The sequence below is a fragment of the Burkholderia sp. MSMB617WGS genome (assembly GCF_001532025.2).
In the GTDB taxonomy this organism is placed as follows: Bacteria; Pseudomonadota; Gammaproteobacteria; order Burkholderiales; family Burkholderiaceae; genus Burkholderia; species Burkholderia savannae.
The window spans coordinates 2,281,374-2,303,241 of the sequence record NZ_CP013457.1; the positions used below are offsets into that span (position 1 = coordinate 2,281,374).

24 protein-coding genes and 1 tRNA gene are annotated in these 21,868 nt (G+C 67.3%); 10 read left to right on the forward strand and 15 right to left on the reverse strand.

The window, feature by feature from the left end; all coding sequences use genetic code 11:
* Positions 1-8 precede the first annotated feature (8 nt).
* On the reverse strand, positions 9-1,046 hold the full coding sequence (locus WT60_RS11180; RefSeq protein ID WP_059575093.1) for a sulfate ABC transporter substrate-binding protein: 1,038 nt from the start codon (positions 1,044-1,046) through the stop codon (positions 9-11).
* Positions 1,047-1,315: 269 nt separating this feature from the next.
* On the opposite strand from WT60_RS11180, the gene lexA reads away from it, so the two are divergent.
* The 3 genes from lexA to WT60_RS11200 all read left to right on the forward strand — a co-directional run bounded on the left by lexA (position 1,316) and on the right by WT60_RS11200 (position 3,127).
* Complete coding sequence (gene lexA / locus WT60_RS11190) at positions 1,316-1,963, forward strand: transcriptional repressor LexA (protein WP_038743119.1); 648 nt, start codon at positions 1,316-1,318, stop codon at positions 1,961-1,963.
* 64 nt (positions 1,964-2,027) lie between these two features.
* Positions 2,028-2,351 carry a hypothetical protein gene (locus WT60_RS11195; protein ID WP_059575095.1) on the forward strand — a complete coding sequence of 108 codons (324 nt, stop codon included), beginning with the start codon at positions 2,028-2,030 and terminating at the stop codon, positions 2,349-2,351.
* A 35-nt stretch (positions 2,352-2,386) separates the two neighbouring features.
* A complete protein-coding gene (locus tag WT60_RS11200) occupies positions 2,387-3,127 on the forward strand; it encodes a DUF2939 domain-containing protein (protein ID WP_059670380.1) in 741 nt (246 codons plus the stop codon).
* Positions 3,128-3,428: 301 nt separating this feature from the next.
* On the opposite strand, the gene WT60_RS11205 is transcribed toward WT60_RS11200, so the two are convergent.
* Positions 3,429-3,923, reverse strand: coding sequence for a universal stress protein (locus WT60_RS11205; RefSeq protein WP_038743122.1), 495 nt, complete (start codon positions 3,921-3,923; stop codon positions 3,429-3,431).
* A 231-nt stretch (positions 3,924-4,154) separates the two neighbouring features.
* On the opposite strand from WT60_RS11205, the gene nodI reads away from it, so the two are divergent.
* Both nodI and WT60_RS11220 read left to right on the forward strand, forming a co-directional pair.
* Complete coding sequence (gene nodI / locus WT60_RS11215; RefSeq protein ID WP_038743123.1) at positions 4,155-5,069, forward strand: nodulation factor ABC transporter ATP-binding protein NodI; 915 nt, start codon at positions 4,155-4,157, stop codon at positions 5,067-5,069.
* A 5-nt stretch (positions 5,070-5,074) separates the two neighbouring features.
* Positions 5,075-5,911, forward strand: a complete 837-nt coding sequence (locus WT60_RS11220) for an ABC transporter permease (protein WP_038743124.1) — start codon at positions 5,075-5,077, stop codon at positions 5,909-5,911.
* A gap of 137 nt (positions 5,912-6,048) precedes the next feature.
* Here the strand turns inward: WT60_RS11220 and WT60_RS11225 are convergent, their stop codons facing one another.
* The 4 genes from WT60_RS11225 to WT60_RS11240 all read right to left on the reverse strand — a co-directional run bounded on the left by WT60_RS11225 (position 6,049) and on the right by WT60_RS11240 (position 9,911).
* A complete protein-coding gene (locus WT60_RS11225; protein ID WP_038743126.1) occupies positions 6,049-6,471 on the reverse strand; it encodes a hypothetical protein in 423 nt (140 codons plus the stop codon).
* A gap of 328 nt (positions 6,472-6,799) precedes the next feature.
* A complete protein-coding gene (locus WT60_RS11230; protein WP_059575151.1) occupies positions 6,800-7,861 on the reverse strand; it encodes a permease in 1,062 nt (353 codons plus the stop codon).
* 301 nt (positions 7,862-8,162) lie between these two features.
* Positions 8,163-9,215: an NADP(H)-dependent aldo-keto reductase gene (locus tag WT60_RS11235; protein ID WP_059670378.1), complete on the reverse strand. Its 1,053-nt coding sequence runs from the start codon at positions 9,213-9,215 to the stop codon at positions 8,163-8,165.
* Positions 9,216-9,473: 258 nt separating this feature from the next.
* Positions 9,474-9,911 (reverse strand): PaaI family thioesterase, encoded by a 438-nt coding sequence (locus WT60_RS11240; protein ID WP_038743331.1) that lies wholly within the window; start codon positions 9,909-9,911, stop codon positions 9,474-9,476.
* 187 nt (positions 9,912-10,098) lie between these two features.
* On the opposite strand from WT60_RS11240, the gene WT60_RS11245 reads away from it, so the two are divergent.
* The 4 genes from WT60_RS11245 to WT60_RS11265 all read left to right on the forward strand — a co-directional run bounded on the left by WT60_RS11245 (position 10,099) and on the right by WT60_RS11265 (position 14,422).
* On the forward strand, positions 10,099-10,575 hold the full coding sequence (locus WT60_RS11245) for a helix-turn-helix domain-containing protein (RefSeq protein WP_038743129.1): 477 nt from the start codon (positions 10,099-10,101) through the stop codon (positions 10,573-10,575).
* Positions 10,576-11,321: 746 nt separating this feature from the next.
* Positions 11,322-12,635 (forward strand): dicarboxylate/amino acid:cation symporter, encoded by a 1,314-nt coding sequence (locus tag WT60_RS11255; protein WP_059648195.1) that lies wholly within the window; start codon positions 11,322-11,324, stop codon positions 12,633-12,635.
* A gap of 622 nt (positions 12,636-13,257) precedes the next feature.
* The gene (gene dusA / locus WT60_RS11260) at positions 13,258-14,277 is read left to right on the forward strand and encodes a tRNA dihydrouridine(20/20a) synthase DusA (protein WP_060356007.1); all 1,020 of its coding nucleotides are present in this window, start codon (positions 13,258-13,260) and stop codon (positions 14,275-14,277) included.
* A 69-nt stretch (positions 14,278-14,346) separates the two neighbouring features.
* A tRNA-His gene (locus WT60_RS11265) sits at positions 14,347-14,422 on the forward strand.
* A gap of 5 nt (positions 14,423-14,427) precedes the next feature.
* Here WT60_RS11265 and WT60_RS33580 read toward each other — a convergent pair.
* The 7 genes from WT60_RS33580 to ssuD form a co-directional block, all read right to left on the reverse strand.
* Entirely contained in the window at positions 14,428-14,775 is a 348-nt protein-coding gene (locus WT60_RS33580; RefSeq protein WP_145986773.1) for a hypothetical protein, read from the reverse strand.
* A gap of 432 nt (positions 14,776-15,207) precedes the next feature.
* Complete coding sequence (locus WT60_RS11275) at positions 15,208-15,462, reverse strand: hypothetical protein (protein ID WP_038743163.1); 255 nt, start codon at positions 15,460-15,462, stop codon at positions 15,208-15,210.
* A gap of 76 nt (positions 15,463-15,538) precedes the next feature.
* The gene (locus tag WT60_RS11280) at positions 15,539-15,736 is read right to left on the reverse strand and encodes a hypothetical protein (RefSeq protein WP_038743165.1); all 198 of its coding nucleotides are present in this window, start codon (positions 15,734-15,736) and stop codon (positions 15,539-15,541) included.
* Positions 15,737-15,868: 132 nt separating this feature from the next.
* On the reverse strand, positions 15,869-16,084 hold the full coding sequence (locus tag WT60_RS11285; protein ID WP_006026606.1) for a molybdopterin-binding protein: 216 nt from the start codon (positions 16,082-16,084) through the stop codon (positions 15,869-15,871).
* Between the two features lie 85 nt (positions 16,085-16,169).
* On the reverse strand, positions 16,170-17,156 hold the full coding sequence (locus WT60_RS11290) for an ATP-binding cassette domain-containing protein (protein ID WP_038743167.1): 987 nt from the start codon (positions 17,154-17,156) through the stop codon (positions 16,170-16,172).
* A complete protein-coding gene (gene ssuC / locus WT60_RS11295) occupies positions 17,153-17,971 on the reverse strand; it encodes an aliphatic sulfonate ABC transporter permease SsuC (RefSeq protein WP_038743168.1) in 819 nt (272 codons plus the stop codon). Before ssuC ends, WT60_RS11290 begins: the two co-directional genes overlap by 4 nt.
* 17 nt (positions 17,972-17,988) lie before the next feature.
* A complete protein-coding gene (ssuD, locus tag WT60_RS11300; protein WP_038743170.1) occupies positions 17,989-19,146 on the reverse strand; it encodes an FMNH2-dependent alkanesulfonate monooxygenase in 1,158 nt (385 codons plus the stop codon).
* Between the two features lie 318 nt (positions 19,147-19,464).
* On the opposite strand from ssuD, the gene WT60_RS11310 reads away from it, so the two are divergent.
* The gene (locus tag WT60_RS11310; protein ID WP_059575153.1) at positions 19,465-19,893 is read left to right on the forward strand and encodes a hypothetical protein; all 429 of its coding nucleotides are present in this window, start codon (positions 19,465-19,467) and stop codon (positions 19,891-19,893) included.
* Between the two features lie 462 nt (positions 19,894-20,355).
* Here WT60_RS11310 and WT60_RS11315 read toward each other — a convergent pair whose 3' ends face one another.
* Together WT60_RS11315 and WT60_RS11320 are read right to left on the reverse strand one after the other, a co-directional pair.
* Positions 20,356-21,498, reverse strand: coding sequence for an enoyl-CoA hydratase/isomerase family protein (locus WT60_RS11315; protein WP_038743172.1), 1,143 nt, complete (start codon positions 21,496-21,498; stop codon positions 20,356-20,358).
* 28 nt (positions 21,499-21,526) lie between these two features.
* Positions 21,527-21,865: a multidrug efflux SMR transporter gene (locus WT60_RS11320; RefSeq protein ID WP_038743174.1), complete on the reverse strand. Its 339-nt coding sequence runs from the start codon at positions 21,863-21,865 to the stop codon at positions 21,527-21,529.
* Positions 21,866-21,868 lie beyond the last annotated feature (3 nt).

Genomic DNA, 21,868 nt, shown 5'->3' on the forward strand with positions numbered 1-21,868 from the left:
GCCTTCGCTCATTGCGGCTTGTAGATCGAATCGAACACGCCGCCGTCGGCGAAATGCGTCTTTTGCGCATTGGTCCAGCCGCCGAACGTATCGTCGACCGTGTACAGCTTCAGCTTGGGGAACTGCTTCGTGAGCGCCGCCGGCACGTCCTTCGAGCGCGGCCGGTAGTAATTGCGCGCGGCGATCTCCTGCCCTTCCTTGCTGTACAGGAAGTTCAGGTAAGCCTCGGCGAGCTTGCGCGTGCCCTTCTTGTCGACGACCTTGTCGACCACCGCGACGGGCGGCTCCGCCAGAATGCTCGCCGACGGCACGACGATCTCGAACTTGTCGGCGCCGAACTCCTTGATCGACAGGAACGCCTCGTTCTCCCATGCGATCAGCACGTCGCCGATGCCGCGCTGCACGAAGCTCGTCGTCGCGCCGCGCGCGCCCGAATCGAGCACACCCGCGTTCTTGTAGAGCTTCGTGATGAAGTCCTTCGCCGTCTGCGCGTTGCCGCCCGGCTTGTGCTGCGCGTACGCCCACGCGGCGAGATAGTTCCAGCGCGCGCCGCCCGACGTCTTCGGGTTCGGCGTGACGATCGACACGCCCGGCTTCACGAGATCGTCCCAGTCCTTGATGCCCTTCGGATTGCCCTTCCTCACGAGGAACACGATCGTCGACGTGTACGGCGACGCGTTGTCCGGCAGGCGCTTCTGCCAGTCCTTGTCGACGATGCCCTTGTTCGCGAGCGCGTCGATGTCGTACGCAAGCGCGAGCGTCACGACGTCCGCCTGCAGCCCGTCGAGCACCGAGCGCGCCTGCGCGCCCGAGCCGCCGTGCGACTGCTTGAAGTTCACCGTCTCGCCCGTCTTCGCCTTCCACGCCTTGCCGAACGCCTGATTGACGTCCTGGTAGAGCTCGCGCGTCGGATCGTAGGAGACGTTCAGGAACGTCGTGTCCGCGAGCGCCGGCGTGAGCGCGCCAAGCGCCGCCGCCGCGCCGAGCGCGAGTGATGCGATGAGACGGCGCGCGCCGCCCGCCAGCCCCGTATTGCGCTTGACCATCCGTTGTTCTCCAAATGTGTGGGTCATGGATTGCGATGTCGGGCCAGTCTAACGAACAGGTTTCATCATTAAAAATAATCGTTCCTCATTTTTTAATACTCAAAAGTGGTAACGACCGCCCGATCGACGGCTATCGCGACCGAAGCGCCGCTGCGACGCAGCCGGATCGCGGCGGAACCGCCGCGATAGCGCCGAACTTCAAGTAACGCTTGAATTTCCTCGGGCACTGTATAAAAATACAGCTCACTGTCTATCCATACAGTCATGCCATGATCAAACTCACCGCCCGTCAGCAGCAAGTGTTCGACTTGATCCGTCGCGCGATCGAGCGCTCGGGGTTTCCGCCCACGCGCGCGGAAATCGCCGCCGAGCTGGGCTTCAGCTCGCCGAACGCGGCCGAGGAGCACTTGCGGGCGCTCGCGCGCAAGGGCGTGATCGAACTGGCGGCGGGCGCGTCGCGCGGCATCCGCCTGCTCGGCCTCGAAGACGCGCCGCACCAGCTGACGCTGCCGCACGCGGCGCTGATGCAACTGTCGCTTCCGCTCGTGGGCCGCGTCGCGGCGGGTAGCCCGATCCTCGCGCAGGAGCACATTTCGCAACGTTACGCGTGCGATCCCGCGCTCTTCTCGAGCAAGCCGGACTACCTGCTGAAGGTGCGCGGCCTGTCGATGCGCGACGCCGGCATCCTCGACGGCGATCTGCTCGCCGTGCAGAAGCGAACCGAGGCGAAGGACGGGCAGATCATCGTCGCGCGACTCGGCGACGACGTCACGGTCAAGCGCCTGAAGCGCCGGCCGGGCGGCGTCGAGCTGATCGCCGAGAATCCCGATTACGAGAACATCTTCGTGAAGGCCGGCAGCGCGGAATTCGCGCTGGAAGGCGTCGCCGTCGGGCTGATCCGCCCGGGCGAGTTCTAAGCGCCTTTCGGCCAGCCGCGGCCCCGCCCGTCTATCCGCCATTCGACTGGATCAGGAGAACCCTATGGAACGCCTCGCCCGCCTGCTGCCCTTCCGCCAATTCGGCCGCCTGCGCCATCTGCGCGGACGCACGCCATGTGCGCCGCTCGCCGCCGCCGCGCAGCCGCCCGGCGATGCCGACACGCAGCTGCCGTTGTCCGCTTTGCCGGCATTCGCGCGCGTGTCGCTGAACGGTTCGCTCCATCACGCGGAGCCCGCGCGACGCGCGCCGGTGCGCGTCTATCACGGGCCGTCGCGATTCATCATGGTGGGGACGGTCGACGCGATCTGCCGAATGATCGACCGGTGCATTGCCGAGGAACGTTCGTTGACTCAGCAAGGTCTCTGATCTTCCGGGTCCGTCCGTTTCGCCGTGGAGGCCGCTTGAATCCTGCCGTGCGCCCGCAAAAGCGTTTTCTGAAGCCGGTGTCGATCGTCATCGCGGTCGTCGTCGCTGCCGCCGTCGCCGTGTATGCGTATGCGTCGCCGTATCTCGCGCTCAGGCAAATCAAGCAGGCGATCGACTCGCGCGACGCACAGGCGATCAGCGCGCACGTCGATTTCCCCGCGCTGCGGATCAGCCTGAAGCAGCAGCTCACCGACGAATTGATGCGGCGCATCGACGCGCAAAAGCGCGACAATCCGCTCGCGATCATTGGCGCGTTGATCGGCTCGGCGCTCGTCGGCCCGCTCGTCGACGCCTATGCAACGCCCGACGGCGTCGCAGCGCTGTTGAGCGGCTTGCCACCGCGCGCGCAGCCGGGACAGCGGCCGCCCGAATTGAATCAACCGGGTGATCAAACGGCAAGCCTGCCCACGTCGTCGGCACCCGGCGCGGTTGCCCCGGCAAGCAGCGCCGGCAACTCCGCCATCGCTTCGAGCGGCCCGACGCCCGCGGCAAGCAGCGCCGCAGCGCAAGCTGGGCCGTCGTCTGCGGCAAGCGTGCCCGCCGCCGCAGGTGCGCATCCTGACGCATCGCCGCAGACGAGCGCGCACTACCGGAGCTTCGACGAATTCGTCGTCACGTATCGTCGCGACGACGGTAGCACGCGCTATGCGGCGATATTTCGCCGCAGCGGAGTCTTCGGGTGGAAATTGTCAGCGGTCGATTTGCACGACGATTGAATGTGAATCCGCGCGTCGACCGCCCGCTTCACCAAGCAAGTAGGCCAAGACACATGCCGCGTACATCGCGTATACGCGTAAACCATGTACAGTTCGCCGACCATCCGGTGGGAGCGCCTTGCAGCGGGGAGCCGGAAGTCCGCTCACCTGAATGCCGCGTGCGCTCCCAGACGCACTGGAACCGGTTCTGTCCTTCTACACGCTCAACCGATGCCGGACACCGGCAACGGCCGAAGCAGCGAACACCAGCCTCGGCCGCGCGCGGCCGATTGGCATGTCACCGCCCCGACGCCGGAATGCGTCAGTGCCCGGTCGTCGCCGCGGCCGCTTCCCTCGCGCTTTCCGCCTTCTGCTCGGCGGGCGACGAACACGCGACCAAAATGCTGCACGACACGCGATCGAGCAGTTGCGTGCTGCCGGAGCCCATCCACCACCGCGACAAGCCGCTGCGGCAGCGATGGCCGACCACGACGAGATCGACGTTCAGCTTCGTCGCGAGATTCGCGATTTCGTCGATCGGGTAGCCGAATGCGAAATGCCCCTGTGCCTGCACGCCGCGCTCGGTCAGCCAGTCGACGCCTTCTTGCAGGATCTCCCGTGCGGTTTCTTCGAAGCGGCTGCACGCGACGTCGGTCAGCAGACCGGCGCTTTGCGCAATGCTCGAACGCATGTCGACGACCGACAGCAAGTGCGTCTCGGCCTTCAGCTCGAGCGCCAGATCGGCACCGCATCGCAGTGCCTTGCGGCCCTCGAGCGTACCGTCGTAGCACAACAATATTTTTTTATAACTAGCCATTTTGGTCTCCCTAGTGCGCGACCAGCGCGTGAATTCATCATGCTGCACCGCAATTCCAGATGCAAGCGCTGGAAAACGCTGATTCGCGTTGCACCGCGAACGCGCGATGATGCAATGCAGGAGCCAGCGCCGCGTGCGCCGGGATGAGGCAAGCGCGCTGAAGCAATGCGATCGATGCACTAGAATGGCCCGTTCGTGTCGCACGACTCCAAAATAGATATTCACTTGCCCATGTCCGTCGCACCAATCGATTTTCAGGAAGTCGAGAAACGCTACGACGACAAGCTCGTCGTCAACGGCTTGTCGTTTCATGTGCAACCCGGCGAATGCTTCGGCCTGCTCGGCCCGAACGGGGCCGGCAAGACCACCACGCTCAAGATGCTGCTCGGCATCACGCATCCGGACGCAGGCTCGATCCGCCTGTGCGGCGAGCCCGTGCCGTCCCGCGCGCGGCATGCACGGCGTCGCGTCGGCGTGGTGCCGCAATTCGACAACCTCGATCCCGACTTCACCGTTCGCGAGAATCTGCTCGTATTCGCCCGCTATTTCGGTCTCACCGCGCACGAGTCCCGCGCGCTCGTGCCGTCGCTGCTCGAATTCGCGAAGCTCGAAAACAAGGCGAACGCGAAGGTGGGCGAGCTGTCGGGCGGAATGAAGCGCCGGCTCACGCTCGCGCGCGCGCTCGTCAACAACCCGGACGTGCTCGTGCTCGACGAGCCGACGACGGGCCTCGATCCGCAAGCCCGACATCTGATGTGGGAGCGGCTGCGCTCGCTCCTCGCGCGCGGCAAGACGATTCTGCTCACCACGCACTTCATGGAAGAGGCCGAGCGTCTGTGCCACCGCCTGTGCGTGATCGAGGAAGGCCGCAAGATCGCGGAAGGCGCGCCACGCACGCTGATCGAAACGGAAATCGGCTGCGACGTGATCGAGATCTACGGCGCCGATCCCGCACGGCTTCGCGACGAGCTCGCGCCGTTCGCCGAGCGCGCCGAGATCAGCGGAGAAACGCTCTTTTGCTACGTCAATGATCCGGAGCCGATCCACGCGCGCCTGAAGGGCCGCACGGGCCTGCGCTATCTGCACCGCCCCGCGAATCTCGAAGACGTATTCCTGCGGCTGACCGGCCGCGAGATGCAGGATTGAGACAAATGGACACTCGCCACTACTCGCCGTCGCCGGCCGTCGCCCCCCGCGAGCGCGCATCCGCATTCGCGCTCGCGCTGCCCGCGAACGCCACCAACTGGATCGCCGTCTGGCGGCGCAACTATCTCGTCTGGCAGAAGCTCGCGATCGCGTCGATGTTCGGCAACCTCGCCGATCCGATGATCTATCTGTTCGGTCTCGGCTTCGGGCTCGGGCTGATGGTCGGGCACGTCGAGGGCGTGTCGTACATCGCGTTTCTCGCGGCCGGAACGGTCGGCTCGAGCGTGATGATTTCGGCGAGCTTCGAGTCGATGTACTCGGGCTTTTCGCGGATGCACGTGCAGCGCACCTGGGAGGCGATCATGCACACGCCGCTGTCGCTCGGCGACATCGTGCTCGGCGAGATCGTTTGGGCGGCGAGCAAGGCGATGCTGTCGGGCGCGGCGATCATGCTCGTCGCGGGCATTCTCGGCTATGCGAAGTTTCCGTCGATGCTGGCCGCGCTACCGGTGATCGCGCTCGCCGGCCTCGCGTTCGCGAGCCTCGCGATGATCGTCACCGCGCTCGCGCCGTCGTACGACTTCTTCATGTTCTACCAGACGCTCGTGCTGACGCCGATGCTGCTGTTGTCCGGCGTGTTCTTCCCGCTCGCGCAGTTGCCCGAATTCGCGCGGCACGTCGCGCATGCGCTGCCGCTCGCGAACGCGGTCGACCTGATCCGTCCGGCGATGCTCGGCCGCCCGGCGACCGACATCGCGCTCCATGTCGCGATACTCGTCGCGTACGCGGTGGGCGGATTCTTCGTCTGCGCGCGCCTGTTCAGGCGGCGAATGATGCGCTGACGGGGCCGGGCCGCCCGGCCGGCTCGCAGCGCCGGCGCGCATGCCCGACCGAGCGCCGGGCATGCGGCCTTTCGGAGCGCGCGGCGCTCACGCGCCGCATCGCCCGGTTGCCGGCCGCGCGGGCTCGAGCGCGACGCTCACTCTTCGTCGTCGCCCCAGGGCATCTCGACATCGGTCAGGAACGCGACGGTCGCGAGCGGCCCGCCTTCCTGGCGGCCGAGCTTGCCGTCCGCGCGGTGCCATTCGACGCGAAACATGGTGGTCGGGTCGTCGGCGAGCAGATACACGGTGCGCAGTTCTTCCGGATCGGCGTCCTCGACCGGGCCGTCGAACGAAACGAGCATCTTTTGCGGCCACACGCCGTTGAGCGGATCGTAGACGCGCTCGCCCTGCGGAATGTCGATGCTCGCCTCGACGCCGATCGTCGCCGACGCCTCGACGATCATCTTGCCCAGCGCGTTCAGCACGGCGGTCGCGCGCGCGGAGTTGGCCTGGCGAATCGCGAGATCGCCGCGCGTGAGCGCCTGTTCGAGGCGGGGATGTACCTTGTGTTTCGTCATGCGTTTTCCTGATTGCTTCTGCTTCTGAAAATGACGGCCGGCCTCGATTCCGAAACCGGCCCGATTGCTTATGTGCGCGACACGAGGGCGATCGGCGCGCGTGCGGTGCCCTGCCCGCCGCATCCGCAACGGCGTGCGCCGCGCGGCACATGTCGACTGCGGCTCGCCGGCGCGTGATCGGCGATCGCCCGCGGCCCGCCTCCCGAAGCCGATCCAGCATTTCGCCCGGCTTGCCCGCAGACGCGCCCGCAACGGAGGACGCACCGCCTGAGCGCCCGCCGAGCGAACAGCCCGACCGCCGCCGCGACAGTCGCCGTCCGCGTCGCGCTCAGAATCCGAGCGCGACCGCCGCCAGCCCGCCGACCACCCCGAACGCAACGACGAGCGCCGCCACGAGCGTAAGCGTCGTCGGCTTGAACGAGCGCGCGAGCATCGCGAGCGACGGCACGCTGACGGGCGGCAGCGTCATCAGCAGCGCCCCCGCCGGACCGACGCCCATGCCGAGCGACAACATCGCCTGAATGATCGGCACCTCGCCCGCGGTCGGAATCACGAACAGCATGCCCGCCACCGCGAACGCGACGATCCAGCCGATCCCGTTGCCGATGTCCGGCCCGATGTGCGGGAACAACCATGCGCGCGCCGCGCCGAGCAGCAGGACGAGCAGCAGATATTCGGGAACGAGGCGCACGGTCATCCGCGCGAAGATCTTCATCCAGCGCACGAACGCGTTGCCGGCCGCTGCCTGCTCCGCGACGAGCTTCGCGCGCAGCGTATCGTCGATATCCTGCGTCTTCGCGCCCGCGAGACGGTTGATCAGATAGCCGACGCCGAACACCATCGCGACGCCGAGCACGAGCCGCAGCGCGCTCCAGTGCCAGCCGAGCACGAAACCCATGAACACGAGCGCGGCCGGATTGAGCACCGTGTTGCCGAGCCAGAACGCGACCGCGCCGCCCGGCGACGCGTCGCGCTCGCGCAGGCCCGCGACGACGGGCGCCGCACAGCACGTGCACATCATGCCCGGCAGCGCGAGCAGGCCGCCCGCCGCGACGCTGCCGAAGCCCGTCCCGCCGAGCGCGCGCGCGACCCAGTGCGCGGGCAGCAGCGCCTGCACCGCCGAGCCGAGCAGCAGGCCGAGCACCATCGCCTGCCAGATCGCCTTGCCGTACGCCCACGCGTAGTCGAGCGCCGCCTGCAGCGACGGCTCGGGCGCGTGCGCCGCGGTTCCCATCAGGATCGACTGGCCGATCGAATGATGCTCGGCCGCGACGAACGCCTTGTGATAGTAAGGAAACCACTTGACGTAAAAGAGGCCCGCGACCGCCAGCACGACGAACGTCGCGAGGCCGAGCGCCGGGTGCGGGGTGTAGGAACGGGAACTGTTCATGCTGGTCGCCGTGAATGCGTGTGGTTGTGCGTCGTTGCGCATCGTTGCGAAATGCCGGAAACGGACGAACGCCGCATCGCGCCACGGCGCGGCGGACGGCGGCTCATCGGCGCCTCGATTTCGAATGCGGAATTTCATGTCCGGGTCGGGCGAGCCGGACAGCCGACGGAAAGCGGCAATTATCGCACGTGCCGCGCGATTCTCCGATTGGGGCATTCGCTGCTGCGGCGTGCGTCGCCCGGCAGCACGAGGCCGGGCGGCGGCACGCGACGCGCGCCTGCGGGCCGCCGCCCGAAGGCCGTCACGGCGCGGGGTTCGGCTGCTGCTCGTGGAGCGCGTCGATTTCGGCGAGGATGTCGGGCGAGAGCTTCACGTCTGCGCTCGCGATGTTTTCGCGCAATTGCTCGAGCGATGTCGCGCCGATCAGATTGCTCGTCACGAACGGCCGGCTGTTGACGAACGCGAGCGCGAACTGCGCGGGCGACAGCCCGTGCCGCTTGGCGAGCGCGACGTAACGCGACGTCGCCTGCACCGCGTGCGGCTTGCTGTAGCGCTGAAAGCGCTCGAACAGCGTGATGCGCGCGCCGGCGGGACGCGCGCCCTCTTCATATTTGCCCGACAGCCAGCCGAACGCGAGCGGCGAATACGCGAGCAGCCCGATGCGCTCGCGATGGCTGAATTCCGACAAGCCGTTCTCGAACGTGCGGTTCAGCAGGCTGTACGGATTCTGGATGCTGACGATGCGCGGCAGGCCGAGCTTCTCGGCCGCGCGCAGGAACCGCGCGACGCCCCACGGCGTTTCGTTCGACACGCCGACATGGCGCACCTTCCCCGCCTTCACGAAGTCGCCGAGGACGGCGAGCGTCTCCTCGATCGGCACCGTGTACGAATCGTCGATCCACGGATACGCGGGGCGGCCGAACGTCGTCGTGCTGCGGTCCGGCCAGTGCAGCTGGTACAGGTCGACATAGTCGGTGCGCAGGCGCTTGAGGCTGCCGTCGAGCGCCTCGGTCAGGTTCTTGCGGTCGAACTGGTTGCCCGCGCCGCGAATGTGCGTCGGGTTGTGCGGCTGGCGCGCGGGGCCGGCGATCTTCGTCGCGATCGTCAGCTTGTCGCGCAGCGTCGGCCGCTTCGCGAGCCACGTGCCGAGATACGCCTCGGTGCGCCCCTGCGTCTGCGCCATCGGCGGCACCGGATACATCTCGGCGGTGTCGATCAGCGTGACGCCCTGGTCGATCGCATAGTCGAGCTGCGCGTGCGCGTCGCTTTCGGTGTTCTGCTCGCCCCAGGTCATCGTGCCGAGACCGATCAAGCTGACTTTGACGTCCGAATCGCCAAGTGTGCGGTATTCCATGCTGAGGTTCCTGTCGCTTCGCGTGCAAAAATTCGAAGCTAACACATCGGCGCGATTGCTTCAGGACGCGCGCGGCGAAGCGACGCCGAGGCTGCGCTTACGGCGTCGACGCGTCGGCGACGCGCATGCGCTCGGCCCTCCCGCGCGGCCGCCCGGCGACCGACGCTCGGCCGACACCGACACCGGCACAACACCGGCACTAGCGCCGGCACCTCACGCAACGCATCGCGCGCCGCGAGCCGCGCGCCGGCGCACCGCTCACGCCGGCCGCTGAATGAAGCACGTCGCCGACGCATGCGCGACCACCTTGTCGTCCGGCGTCTTCAGCGTCCCTTCGGCGACGCCGAGACTCTTGGACAGATGGATCACGCGCCCTTCGGCGATGAGATCGACGTCGCGCGGCACCGGGCGCAGCATTTTCACGTGCAGATCGACGGTGCCGTAACCGACGCCCGGATCGAGCATCGTATGCACCGCGCACCCCGTGACCGAATCGAGCACCGTCGCGGCGAAGCCGCCGTGCACGCCGCCGAGCGGGTTCAGATGTCGGCCGTCGGCGCGCGCGGTCATTTTCACGTAGCCGAGCTCGATGCTCTCGGGCCGCATCGGGATCGTCTCGGCGATCGACGCGGCGGGCAAATCGCCCGCCGCTGCGGCGCGCAACAGTTCGAGACCGGACATGGAAAGCGGATTCATCGACACACTCCTCGCTGGGATGCGGAACGCGGCGCGCGTATCGCGCACCATAAAGTTCCGAAAAAGAACTTATGATGGCGCCCATTATTCGCAGACGCTCAACCGCTGTCAACACACGAAGGCGCCGCCGGTTCGAGCGTGCGTTCTATAATCGAACGCACTTTCCCTGCCTATACGGAATCGGATCATGAAATGGGACGACGTCGGCTCGATGCCGTGTTCGGTCGCGCGCACGCTTGCCGTGCTCGGCGACCGCTGGACGATGCTGATCCTGCGCAACGCGTTTCTCGGCCATCGCCGCTTCGAGGCGTTCCAGACGCAGCTGGGACTCACGCGCCACGTGCTCGCCGAGCGGCTCGCACGGCTCGTCGACGAAGGCATCTTCGCGAAGTGCGCATATCAGGACAGGCCGCCGCGCTTCGAATATCGGCTGTCGCAGAAAGGCCTCGATCTCTATCCGGTGCTGCTCGCGCTCACCGCGTGGGGAGACCGCTGGAAGGACGACGGCAACGGCCCCCCCGTCGTGCTGCGGCACCGCAAATGCGGGCACGTGATGCAGCCGGTGATGGTGTGCTCCGAATGCGGCGAGCCGATCGATCCGCGGGAAGTCGAGCCGCTGCCGGGGCCGGGCTGGATCGCGCGGCAAACGGACGAAGTCGAGTGACGGCGGGCGGCGGACGGACGCCGCTGCGTCGACGATGATGTCGCCTGTCGCTTGCCGCTTGCGTGAGCGAAAGCGAGCGCGTGCGATGCGCTCGACACGCATGCGCACGCTTCGCGACGCGGAACGTGCGCGAAGCGCGCCTGCCCGGGACCGCGCAAACTGGAACAGCAGATAGGCGGCGATCGACCAGACGACGCGCGCGATGTGCGTCAATTGCAGGCCTTCCTGCCGTATCCAGTAGCCGCACCACAGCCCGCCGAGCGAACCGGTTCGTCACGGAGCGCGCACGCACACGCCGGCCACGATTTCAGGCACGCCCTGCGCACCGAAACGACGGGACGCGACACGCATGGAAACGTCGCCGCGCACACGCAAACGAGCATTTGCCACCGATGCCGCTTCGTCCAAGCCGCGTTTCGGCCCAACCGCGACCGCCAACCGCCCAAACAAGCCCCCTGCATCGCCGCCGCCGCGCCGCACCGCGCGCCCGTCGAAGCAGCCGCGCCGCCCGCGCGACAAGCGAAACCCCGAGCAAACCCTTTCGCTTTTGAAAGCAATCCGGGCGATTGAGGTAACATATCGCCTCTTGCACCCAGCGACCGCTTCCTGCCGAGCGCGTCCCGCAAGAATTGCCTGGTGCGTGCCGTACCGGAAGGCGCGCGAACAGCTCAGATTCCAAGTCCACTGATTGCACGCCGGCGGCGGCGCCGTCATTTGCAACATCCGCCGTGCAATTTGGATTCCTCATGAAGAATAGACGCAACATCACCTCGTACATCGTGATTGCGATGATCCTCGGCATCGCCGTCGGCTATGGCTGCCATAGCGCGTTTCCGGACCCGCTGATCGCGAAGGAAATCGCCGGTTACGTCTCGCTGCTGTCCGACGTGTTCCTGCGTCTCATCAAGATGATCATCGCACCGCTCGTGTTCGCGACGCTGACGGTCGGCATCGCGCACATGGGCGACACGGGAGCGGTCGGCCGGGTCGGCGTGAAGGCGCTGGGCTGGTTCGTCATCGCGTCGTTCACGTCGCTGCTGCTCGGCCTCATGGCCGCGACGATCCTGCAGCCCGGCAGCCATCTGAGCCTGCCGCTGCCCGCCACCGATGCCGCCGTCAACCTGAAAACGAACTCGTTCACGCTGAAGGATTTCGTGATCCACCTGGTGCCGAAATCGATCGCCGAGGCGATGGCGAACAACGAGATCCTGCAGATCGTCGTGTTCTCGATCTTCTTCGGCACCGCGCTGTCCGCGCTCGGCGACACCGGCAAGCGCCTGACCGGCGTGATCGAGGATCTCGCGCAGGTCATGCTGAAGGTCACGGGCGCGGTGATGTGGTTTGCGCCCGTCGCGGTGTTCGCAGCGCTCGCGTCGACGATCACGACGGAAGGACTCGGCATCCTGCTCACGTTCGCGAAGTTCATGGGCAGCTTCTACATCGCGCTCGCGCTGTTGTGGGGCGTGCTCACGCTCGCGGGCATCGTGTTCCTCGGCAAGCGCACGTTCACGCTGATCCGCCTGATCCGCGAGCCGTTCCTGCTGTCGTTCGCGACCGCGAGCTCGGAAGCCGCGTATCCGAAACTGCTCGACGCGCTCGACCGCTTCGGCGTGAACCGCAAGATCTCGAGCTTCGTGCTGCCGATCGGCTATTCGTTCAACCTCGACGGCTCGATGATGTACTGCACGTTCGCGGTGCTGTTCATCGCGCAGGTGTACGGCGTCCATTTGCCGCTCGGCACGCAGATCACGATGCTGCTTCTGCTGATGCTGACGTCGAAGGGCATGGCGGGCGTGCCGCGCGCGTCGCTCGTCGTGATCGCGGCGACGCTCAACCAGTTCCACCTGCCCGAAGCGGGGCTGCTGCTGATCATGGGCGTCGACATGTTCCTCGACATGGGCCGCTCCGCGACCAACGCGGTCGGCAATTCGATCGCGGCCGCCGTGGTCGCGAAGTGGGAAGGCCAGCTCGGCGACCCGCGCGACGACGCCGACGCCGACTCCGGCTCGGATGGCGGCATGGCGTCGAGCGAGCCGCCGCGAATCACGGAGCGCGTATAGCGGTGGCCGCTTGCGCGGGCTGGCCCGGCGTCGCCAGGCCGGCCGTCCGTGCAATGCGACGCTCCCGGGCGGCGGCCCGGCGAGCCAATGCGGCGGCACCGCCGCAAGCTCGCCAGGTTCGCGCCGATCACCGTTGGCCGCCCTGAAAACGCGCGTCACGGCTTCAGATCCACGGGATCGCGATCGGCGCAGGCGCAGGAACCGTTGCCCCCGCCCACGTAGCCGAATGCGGCAAGCGCAGCATCGGCACACTTCCGCATCTCATTCGGCGACGACGCATAGCGGCCCTTTGCCGTCTCGTCGCGCCGACGTCCAATGCGGACAGCCGCCCTTGCTCGCAGCGCGCCGGCTTGCCGCGGCATCGCGGGCGAGCAGCGCGTCCGCCGAGCCACGCATCGCAGCGTCTTGCGAATTGCTCCGGAAACGAAAAGCCAGACGTGCGCGAGGAACGAGTGAAGACTCGTCTCGCCGCAAGCGGCGTTCATATGCGCACCCACATGCGCGCTCCGCCGGCACATTAGCCGCGGATGGAGGACGCGCCACACGGCACGCCAGCTCGTCGGCCGCATTGAAGTAAAATACCGGGTTGTTCACGCGCCGCCGCGCCATTTCAGTCCCGCCTATGTCCGCCTCGCCTGCCCTCAGCCCACGCCGGGTGTCCGTCGCCCCGATGATGGACTGGACCGATCGCCATTGCCGTTCGTTTCACCGAACGATCTCGCGCCACACGTGGCTCTACACGGAAATGGTGACGACGGGCGCGCTGATCCATGGCGACGTCGCGCGCCATCTCGCATTCACGCCCGACGAAGCGCCCGTCGCGCTGCAACTGGGCGGCAGCGAGCCCGCCGACCTCGCGCATTCCGCGAAGCTCGGCGAACGCTGGGGCTACGACGAGATCAACCTGAATTGCGGCTGCCCGTCCGAGCGCGTGCAGCGCGGCGCATTCGGCGCGTGCCTGATGAACGAGCCGCAACTCGTCGCGGATTGCGTGAAGGCGATGCGCGATGCAGTGTCGATCCCCGTGACGGTCAAGCACCGGATCGGCGTCGACGCAATCGACGACTATGCGTTCGTGCGCGACTTCGTCGGCACGGTTGCCGCGGCCGGCTGCGGCGTATTCGTCGTGCACGCGCGCAACGCGATCCTGAAGGGCTTGTCGCCGAAGGAAAACCGCGAGATTCCGCCGCTCAAGTACGACTATGCGTATCGACTGAAGCGCGACTTTCCTCAGCTCGAGATCGTCATCAACGGCGGCATCACGACGCTCGACGAAGTCGAGCGGCATCTGCAGCACGTCGACGGCGTGATGCTCGGCCGCGAGGCTTATCACAATCCGTACGTGCTCGCCGATGTCGACGCACGCTTCTATGGCGCGACAGCGCCGGCGCCGACGCGCGAAGCAATCGAGGCGAAGCTCGTCGAATACTCCGCGGCCGAGCTCGCGCGCGGCACGTATCTCGGCGCGATCGTCCGGCATGCGCTCGGCCTGTATCGCGGCGTCGCGGGCGCGCGCGGCTGGCGCCGCGTGCTGTCGGACAACAAGCGCCTCGCACGCGGCGATCTGTCGATCTTCGACGAAGCGCGCGCGCACCTTGCAAGCCCGGAAGAATTTTTTGAAAAAAGGGCTTTGCAAAGTTAAACAGCGTTTGTATAATCTCGCTTCTTCGTTGATGCCGCCGCTGCGGCGAATTAGCGGAGAAAAATAGTGGTGGCTGTAGCTCAGTTGGTAGAGTCCAGGATTGTGATTCCTGTCGTCGTGGGTTCGAGTCCCATCAGCCACCCCAGAGTTTCAAAGCAAAACAGGCGCTTCGGCGCCTGTTTTGCTTTCTGCGGCCAGATAACGTCGGAGCGACGCCGCGGATTCGCTTTCCCGGGGATTCGCTTTCTTCACGCAGCCGTGTTCGCCGCTTTCGCCTTGCGCACTCCCTCTTTCGCCTGCATCCCGACGAATGTGCGTTGCCGCCCTCTCGCCAAGAACATGACGCCATAGTCGCCGGCTTGCCGGCAATCGAACCTCGATCATGATCGCAAAGGCGTGAACCTTCCGAAGTCGCCCGGATGTCGCGTCGGCCTCAATGCACGCATCGCGTGCGAAGCATCGAATCACCTTCATCGCGGGCGACTCGTCGCGCATCATTCGCGCGCCGCCCTCTCATCGATCGAATCTCCGGAAATCCGACGCGCAAGACTCCGACGCTCAAAACGCGAAAGCCCCAACCGCATTACGCAGCCGGGGCCTTCTTTTGCATCAGATCCTTTGGCACGAGGAGAAGATGCCCTTGCAGTATATTCGACGCGCGCCGGGCGGCATGCCGATTCTTTGTGAATATTTGTATCGCCAGTTAAGCACTCTCGTGAAAACCGGTTCGATCGCGCGGATCGATCCGATTCCCGCCTGCGGCGCGCCGCATCCCGCCACCACGGCGCGAACGACGCGCGTCCCGCCCCCGACGCTCCGCCCGAATCGGATCACGCCACGCGCTCACGCCCGCACGATCCGCGGACCGATCGCGCCGCCACGACCGCCGCACGGCCGTCACACGACCATCAAGACCCAAGCCGAATCCCGTCAGACGACGCCCGCGCCCAGCAACTCCCGGTCGACCGCCGATCGCGCGACGGCGAGCGTCTGCTCGATCACCCTGCGCTCGCTGAGCAGCAGCCCGTCGATATGCACGAGCCGCCAGTCGATCATCACCGTGCCGCCCTGCAGCACCCGGTAATGCGCCTTCTCGCCCGCCCACACCTGCTCGGTCTTCACTTCGATCTCGTAGCCCTTGTAGGACTCGCCGAAGTCGCCGATGTCATTGCCTTTCGGTTCCATTTCGCCGCCTCCCGAACCCGGACGGTTCGTGCGCCTGCGTCGTCGCGGGCAAGTCCTGCGGCGCGCGCCGCCTCCGTCAATCGTACGCTTCAGACAGGTAAGCCTTGCCGTCGTCGGTGATGTCGGCCCGGTCCGGGCCGCTCTGATAGACGAAGCCGTCGTTCAGAAGCTCTTCGAGCGCCAGCCGGAAACCCGCCGGCAGCGGCCGGCCGGAGCCGAACTGGTCGATCCATTTCAGCGCTTCGATCGCTTCTGGACTCAGGGTAGGAAACATGGCCCGCCTCCGCCGTCGGTTTCGTTCCATCCTAGCACTTTCGCACATGCCGGGAAAAACGACGCAAGCGGCGCCGGGCCGGCGCGAGAAGCCGCGCCGCGCCGGTCGGACGTAGCCGAGGCGGCCGCCCGCTCAGAGGCGGGCGATCGATACTTCAGTCGACTTGACGAGCGCCACTACCTCGGTGCCCACCTTCAGCTCCAGTTCGTCGATCGAGCGCGTCGTGATGACCGACGTGACGATGCCGAACGGCGTGTCGACGTCGACTTCGGACACGACGGGCCCGCGGATGATCTCCTTCACCTTGCCTCGGAATTGATTTCGTACGTTGATTGCCGTGATGCTCATCGAGTATTCGCTCCGAATGGTTCGTCTGATTGATCGATGCGACCGGTTCGATCGCGCAGGCGGCGGCGCGAGCGCCGCGCGCCCGTCATACCGCCCAGCGCAATCCGCCCGCGGCGGCCGCGCGGCCGCGCACGCCGTCCGCAAGCGCGGCGGCCGGCGCCGTATTGGCCGCGTCCGCGCCCGTCAGCACGCGTTGCAGCACGCGCTCCTCGAGTGCGGCGAACGTCGCCGACGCGCGTGCGCGCGGCCGCTCGAGCGGCACCGGCTGATCGAACGCGACCCTGCCCGCCTCGATGAGCAGAATCCGGTCGCCGAGCGCAACCGCCTCCTGAACGTCATGCGTGACGAGCAGCGCGGTAAATCGATGTTCGCGCCAGAGGCGCTCGATCAGCGCATGCATCTCGATGCGCGTGAGCGCATCGAGCGCGCCGAGCGGCTCGTCGAGCAGCAGCAGTTGCGGACGGTGAACGAGCGCCCGCGCGAGCGCGACGCGCTGCCGCTGGCCGCCCGACAGTTGCGCGGGCCAGTCGTTCGCGCGCGCGAGCAGCCCGACTTCGTCGAGCACGGCGCGCGCATCGTCCCTCGCGCGCCGCCCGAGACCGAGCATCACGTTCTGCAGCACGGTCTTCCACGGCAGCAGGCGCGCATCCTGATACATGATTCGCGTATCGAGCGCGCCGCCGCCTTCGCCATGCTTGACGAGCGTGCCGGCGCTCGGCGTCTCGAGCTCCGCGACGAGCCGCAGCAGCGTCGATTTCCCGCAGCCGCTGCGGCCGACGATCGCGACGAAGCTGCCGCGCTCGATCGACAGGTCGACGTCGGCGAGCACGGTCCGCTCGCCGTAGCGCTTGCTCACGCGTTGCAGGCGCACCGATGCGTCCGCGGCGCCGTCGCGCGGCGCACGGCGAAATTCGCCGCCCGACGCGAACGGCAGCACGTGCGCGCCGCCGTCGCGCTCCAGCACCGCGGCGTCCTGCGCGTCGCCGTCCGTGGTGCGCGGCTGCGCGAGCTCGGCCTCGAGATCCGCGCCCGCGATCGGGCCATACGTGGCGGCCAGCGTGGTTCCGTTCATGCCTGGGCTCCCGGTTGATACGCGGGGTGCCAGCGCAGCGTCGCGCGCTCGAGCCATTTCGCGAGCACGTCGGCAAGCTTGCCGAGCACCGCGTACAGCAGGATGCCGACCACCACCACGTCGGTTTGCAAGAATTCGCGCGCGTTCATCGTCATGTAGCCGATGCCCGATTGCGCGGAGATCGTCTCGGCGACGATCAGCATCACCCACATCAGCCCGAGCGCGAATCGCACGCCGACGAGAATCGACGGCAGCGCGCCCGGCAGGATCACGTCGCGATAGAGCGCGAAGCCCTTCACGCCGTAGCTCCTCGCCATCTCGACGAGGCCCGCGTCGACCGAGCGGATTCCGTGATACGTGTTGATGTAGACCGGGAAGAACACGCCGAGCGCGACGAGGAAGAGCTTCGCCTTCTCGTCGATGCCGAACCACAGGATCACGAGCGGAATCATCGCGAGCGCGGGGATGTTGCGGATCATCTGGATCGTCGAGTCGAGCGCGACTTCGGCCGCCTTCGAGAGCCCGGTCGCGAGGCCGAGCGCGAGCCCGACGCCGCCGCCGATCACGAAGCCGACGAGCGCGCGCCACGTGCTGACTTTCACGTTCGCCCACATGTCGCCCGATTCGACGAGCGCCCACGCGGCGCGCACGACGGCGAACGGCTCGGGCAGCACGCGACTCGACAGCGCGCCCGAGCGCGCGGCGAATTCCCACGCGAGCACGAGCGCGAGCGGCACGAGCCACGGCGCGATCGCGCGCGCGGCTTGCCCGGCGCGGCGCACGGCGAAGCTCGGGCTTGAATGCGTCGTTGCCATGTCGATGCCCTCCCCGCTCAGCTCTGGCTCGCCTTCGGCAGATACTGATTGCCGACGACTTCGCCGAACGGCCCCGACAGCGGCCCCGTGCGACGCGCGCCGCCGCCGCCCTTGACGAGCGGGAACACGAGCTCGGCGAAGCGGTACGATTCCTCGAGATGCGGATAGCCGGACAGGATGAACGTCTCGATGCCGAGCGCCGCGTATTCGCGCATCCGCGCGGCGACTTGCTCGGGATTCCCGACGAGCGCCGTCCCCGCGCCGCCGCGCACGAGCCCGACGCCCGCCCACAGATTCGGATAGACCTCGAGCTCCTGGCGCGAACCGCGTTTGCCGCCGTGCAGCGCGGCCATCCGGCGCTGACCTTCGGAATCCATCTTCGAGAACGCCTGCTGCGCGCGCACGATCGTGTCGTCGTCGAGCCGGCTGATGAGGCGATCGGCGTCGCGCCACGCTTCCTCTTCGCTCTCGCGCACGATCACGTGCAGGCGGATTCCGAACTTGATCTGGCGGCCGCGCTCGGCCGCGCGCGCGCGAATGTCGGCGATCTTCTTCTCGACCGCGGCGGGCGGCTCGCCCCAGGTCAGATAGGTATCGATGTGGTCGGCCGCGATCGCGTGCGCAGCGGGCGACGAGCCGCCGAACCACAGCGGCGGATGCGGATGCTGAACGGGCGGATACAGCAGCTTGCCGCCCTTCGCCTGCAGGTGCTCGCCGTCGAAATCGACGCTGCCGTTCTCGTGCGATTCGGCGAGCAGCTTGCGCCAGATGTGCAGGAAATCGTCGGTGATCGCGTAGCGCGTGTCGTGATCGGCGAAGAGGCCGTCGCCTTCGAGCTCGGCCGAATCGCCGCCCGTCACGACGTTGATCAGCAGGCGCCCGTCGGAGAGCCGGTCGAACGTCGACGCCATCCGCGCGGACAGCCCGGGCGACGACAACCCCGGCCGGATCGCGACCAGGAATTTCAGGCGCTTCGTCGCCGGAATGAGGCTCGACGCGACGACCCACGCATCCTCGCACGAGCGGCCCGTCGGCAGCAGCACGCCGTCATAGCCGAGCGTGTCGGCCGCGACGGCGACCTGCCGGAAGTAATCGTAATCCGCGGCGCGTGCGCCCTCGGCCGTGCCGAGATAGCGGCTGTCGCCGTGCGTGGGGATGAACCAAAACACATTCATGCGATGCTCCTGCCTGACTGATCGTGCGAAGAAGTGGGCGGCGGCGCGGCACTCGCGGATGAGTTGGGGAACGCATGCCGCGGCGAACCGCTCGGCTTGCGTGCGCTTTCGCGCGATGGGCGGCCCGGCCGTCTCTGGGGAACCAGTCTAGGGAGCGCGGTTTCGTATAGGAACGATTTTTTTGAGCTTAGGTTTTCCGCTTTCGTGCATAGCGTGCTGCTGCAGCGAATATGGGCGCACGGGCCCCTATAATGTTGCCCAAGTCCCTAACAACCCGGCGCGCGCCGCACGGCGCCGCGCCTTTACGTGACGCTCTCGATGCAGAAAGTGATCCTGCCGTTTCTGTCCGGCTTTCTCGCCGCGCTCTTCTTCCGTGAAGCGACGCTCGCGCTATTGCATACGGCCGGCCTCATCGACGCGACCGGCTTCTCGACCGTGCCGTTCGTCCCGCTCGGCATTCCTGAATTCGTCGCGAACGCGATCATGAGCGCGTGCTGGGCGATCCTGATGGCGTGGCTGCTGCGCGTGTCGCCCGAGCGCGCGGCGCCATGGGTGCCGTCGCTCATGTTCGGCGGCATCGTGCTCACCGCCGCGCGCGTGTTCGCGATCGATCCGCTGCGCGGCTTCTGGCCGGCCGGCAACATGCTGCCGCCCCTCGTCGTCGGCTTCGTCGCGAACGCCGTCTGGGGCTGGGGCGCGCTCGTGTTCATGCGAGCGTTCATGTCGGACAACGGCGACGACGCGTGAGCGCCGCCGATCGGGCGCGGCGTTCACCACCGCCGTCGCGCGCCGCGCTGACCGCGCGCGACGCGAAGATCGTCCATCGTTCGACGGACGATCGCGCCGATACCTGAATGGATGGCGGATGGCCGCGGTCGCCGACGGATCGACGTTTCCGCGTCGCGGCGGTCGAAAAAATTCTCGGCGCGTCGGCCGGGGAGCCTTCGGCGAATCGGTTGAATTGTCTTCGACGAGGCGATCGTTCGGATCGATCGTGACGCGCTCGTCGAGCGCCGATCGAATGACCCGCGCCGCGTCGTGCAGCATCGGGCGCGCCGCGCTATGCGCGCGCGGCCCCGTGCATGGCGCGCCCGGAAGCGCGCGGAAACCGCGGAGCGTGCTCGTCGGCGGTCGAGGCCGACGGCCTCCTCGCTTCCTCGCCTTCGCATGCGTCGCCGCGCACCACGCAACCCGCGCAACGCCCCGCCGTCAGTCGCGCAAACCTCTGAGCGGATGCTCGTCCGCGCGCCACGGGCTCTCGAACATCCTCGCGACCACCTCCGCCGTCACGTCCGAGATCGTCGGATAACGCCACTTCGGCGCGTGATCCTTGTCGACGATCACCGCGCGCACGCCTTCGATCACGTCGCCGCGCGCGAACGTCGAACGCGTCAGGTCGAGATCGCGCCGCAGGCAATCCGCCATCGTCGCGCCGCGCGCGCGCTCGACGACTTCGAGCGACACCGCCATCGACAGCGGCGACAGCGCGCCGCCGCGCATCGCATCGCGCGCCTTGTCGAGCCACGCGCTGCGCACCGAAGCGTCGCGCTCGGCGTCGAGGGACGCGGCGATCGCGGCGACGTCGGCCCGCGCGAAATGCCTGTCGATCGACGCGCGCGCGGCCGCGAGCGTCGACGCGTCGGGCGCGGGCGCCGGCGCGTGCCGCGCCGCTTCGGCCGCGACGCGCGCCGTCACCGCCGCGCCGTCGTCGAAGCGCTCGGTGCGCAGCGCGTCGATGAGCGCCGGCAGCGCCGCATCCGGCAGATACGCGTCGGCAAGCTGCGCATACAGCGCGCTCGCCGCGTCGAGCGTCGCGCCGGTGACGGCGAGATAGCGGCCGAGCGCGCCCGGCGTGCGCGCGAGAAACCAGCTCATGCCGACGTCGGGAAAGAGCCCGATGCGCGTCTCCGGCATCGCCATCTTCGTCGAGTCCGTGACGACGCGCAGCCCGCCGGTGTGCTTCGCCGCCTGCGAGATGCCCATCCCGCCGCCCATCACGACGCCGTGCATCAGCGCGATGTACGGCTTCGGATAGGTGAAGATCGCGTGGTTCAGCGAATACTCTTCGATGAAGAACGTGTCGATCGACGCCTGATCGCCGCGCCGGTGCGCATCGTGGAAGAAGCGCACGTCGCCGCCCGCGCAGAACGCGCGCGGATGCGGGCTGTGGATCACGACCGCGAGCACGCCGGGATCGTCGCGCCACGCGTCGAGCGCGCGGTGCAGCGCGCGGATCATGCCGGTCGACAGCGCATTGAGCGCTTGCGGACGGTTCAGTTCGAGAAAGCCGATGCGGTTCGCGACGTGCGCGCGGACATCAGCCTCGGGCGAATCGGTAAGGGAAGCGTTCATGACGATGGGAAGTGGGCGGGCGCGGCCGTCAATGCGCCTGCATTTTCGAAAAGAGATTGAGCACCACCACGCCCGAGACGATGAGCGCGAGCCCGACCACCGCCGGCCAGTCCGGCACCTGCCGATACAGCACGACGGCGACGAGCGTGATGAGCACGATGCCCGCACCCGACCAGATCGCATACACGACGCCCACCGGCATGCTCTTGAGCGTCAGCGACAGGCAATAGAACGCGGTGCCGTAACCCGCGGCGACGATGAGCGTCGGCCAGAGCCGCGTGAAACCTTCGGCCGCGCGCAGCGCCGACGTGCCGATCACCTCGGCGACGATCGCGATCGCGAGCCATGCATAGCTGGGCAGTTGCATCGC

What these genes read in the sequence shown, in the direction of transcription:
- WT60_RS11180 (WP_059575093.1), bottom strand. Translation starts at nt 1,046, where the DNA reads ATGGTCAAGCGCAATACGGGGCTGGCGGGCGGCGCGCGCCGTCTCATC.
- lexA (WP_038743119.1), top strand. Translation starts at nt 1,316, where the DNA reads ATGATCAAACTCACCGCCCGTCAGCAGCAAGTGTTCGACTTGATCCGT.
- WT60_RS11195 (WP_059575095.1), top strand. Translation starts at nt 2,028, where the DNA reads ATGGAACGCCTCGCCCGCCTGCTGCCCTTCCGCCAATTCGGCCGCCTG.
- WT60_RS11205 (WP_038743122.1), bottom strand. Translation starts at nt 3,923, where the DNA reads ATGGCTAGTTATAAAAAAATATTGTTGTGCTACGACGGTACGCTCGAG.
- nodI (WP_038743123.1), top strand. Translation starts at nt 4,155, where the DNA reads ATGTCCGTCGCACCAATCGATTTTCAGGAAGTCGAGAAACGCTACGAC.
- WT60_RS11220 (WP_038743124.1), top strand. Translation starts at nt 5,075, where the DNA reads ATGGACACTCGCCACTACTCGCCGTCGCCGGCCGTCGCCCCCCGCGAG.
- WT60_RS11225 (WP_038743126.1), bottom strand. Translation starts at nt 6,471, where the DNA reads ATGACGAAACACAAGGTACATCCCCGCCTCGAACAGGCGCTCACGCGC.
- WT60_RS11230 (WP_059575151.1), bottom strand. Translation starts at nt 7,861, where the DNA reads ATGAACAGTTCCCGTTCCTACACCCCGCACCCGGCGCTCGGCCTCGCG.
- WT60_RS11235 (WP_059670378.1), bottom strand. Translation starts at nt 9,215, where the DNA reads ATGGAATACCGCACACTTGGCGATTCGGACGTCAAAGTCAGCTTGATC.
- WT60_RS11240 (WP_038743331.1), bottom strand. Translation starts at nt 9,911, where the DNA reads ATGAATCCGCTTTCCATGTCCGGTCTCGAACTGTTGCGCGCCGCAGCG.
- WT60_RS11245 (WP_038743129.1), top strand. Translation starts at nt 10,099, where the DNA reads ATGAAATGGGACGACGTCGGCTCGATGCCGTGTTCGGTCGCGCGCACG.
- WT60_RS11255 (WP_059648195.1), top strand. Translation starts at nt 11,322, where the DNA reads ATGAAGAATAGACGCAACATCACCTCGTACATCGTGATTGCGATGATC.
- dusA (WP_060356007.1), top strand. Translation starts at nt 13,258, where the DNA reads ATGTCCGCCTCGCCTGCCCTCAGCCCACGCCGGGTGTCCGTCGCCCCG.
- WT60_RS33580 (WP_145986773.1), bottom strand. Translation starts at nt 14,775, where the DNA reads ATGATGCGCGACGAGTCGCCCGCGATGAAGGTGATTCGATGCTTCGCA.
- WT60_RS11275 (WP_038743163.1), bottom strand. Translation starts at nt 15,462, where the DNA reads ATGGAACCGAAAGGCAATGACATCGGCGACTTCGGCGAGTCCTACAAG.
- WT60_RS11280 (WP_038743165.1), bottom strand. Translation starts at nt 15,736, where the DNA reads ATGTTTCCTACCCTGAGTCCAGAAGCGATCGAAGCGCTGAAATGGATC.
- WT60_RS11285 (WP_006026606.1), bottom strand. Translation starts at nt 16,084, where the DNA reads ATGAGCATCACGGCAATCAACGTACGAAATCAATTCCGAGGCAAGGTG.
- WT60_RS11290 (WP_038743167.1), bottom strand. Translation starts at nt 17,156, where the DNA reads ATGAACGGAACCACGCTGGCCGCCACGTATGGCCCGATCGCGGGCGCG.
- ssuC (WP_038743168.1), bottom strand. Translation starts at nt 17,971, where the DNA reads ATGGCAACGACGCATTCAAGCCCGAGCTTCGCCGTGCGCCGCGCCGGG.
- ssuD (WP_038743170.1), bottom strand. Translation starts at nt 19,146, where the DNA reads ATGAATGTGTTTTGGTTCATCCCCACGCACGGCGACAGCCGCTATCTC.
- WT60_RS11310 (WP_059575153.1), top strand. Translation starts at nt 19,465, where the DNA reads ATGCAGAAAGTGATCCTGCCGTTTCTGTCCGGCTTTCTCGCCGCGCTC.
- WT60_RS11315 (WP_038743172.1), bottom strand. Translation starts at nt 21,498, where the DNA reads ATGAACGCTTCCCTTACCGATTCGCCCGAGGCTGATGTCCGCGCGCAC.
- WT60_RS11320 (WP_038743174.1), bottom strand. Translation starts at nt 21,865, where the DNA reads ATGCAACTGCCCAGCTATGCATGGCTCGCGATCGCGATCGTCGCCGAG.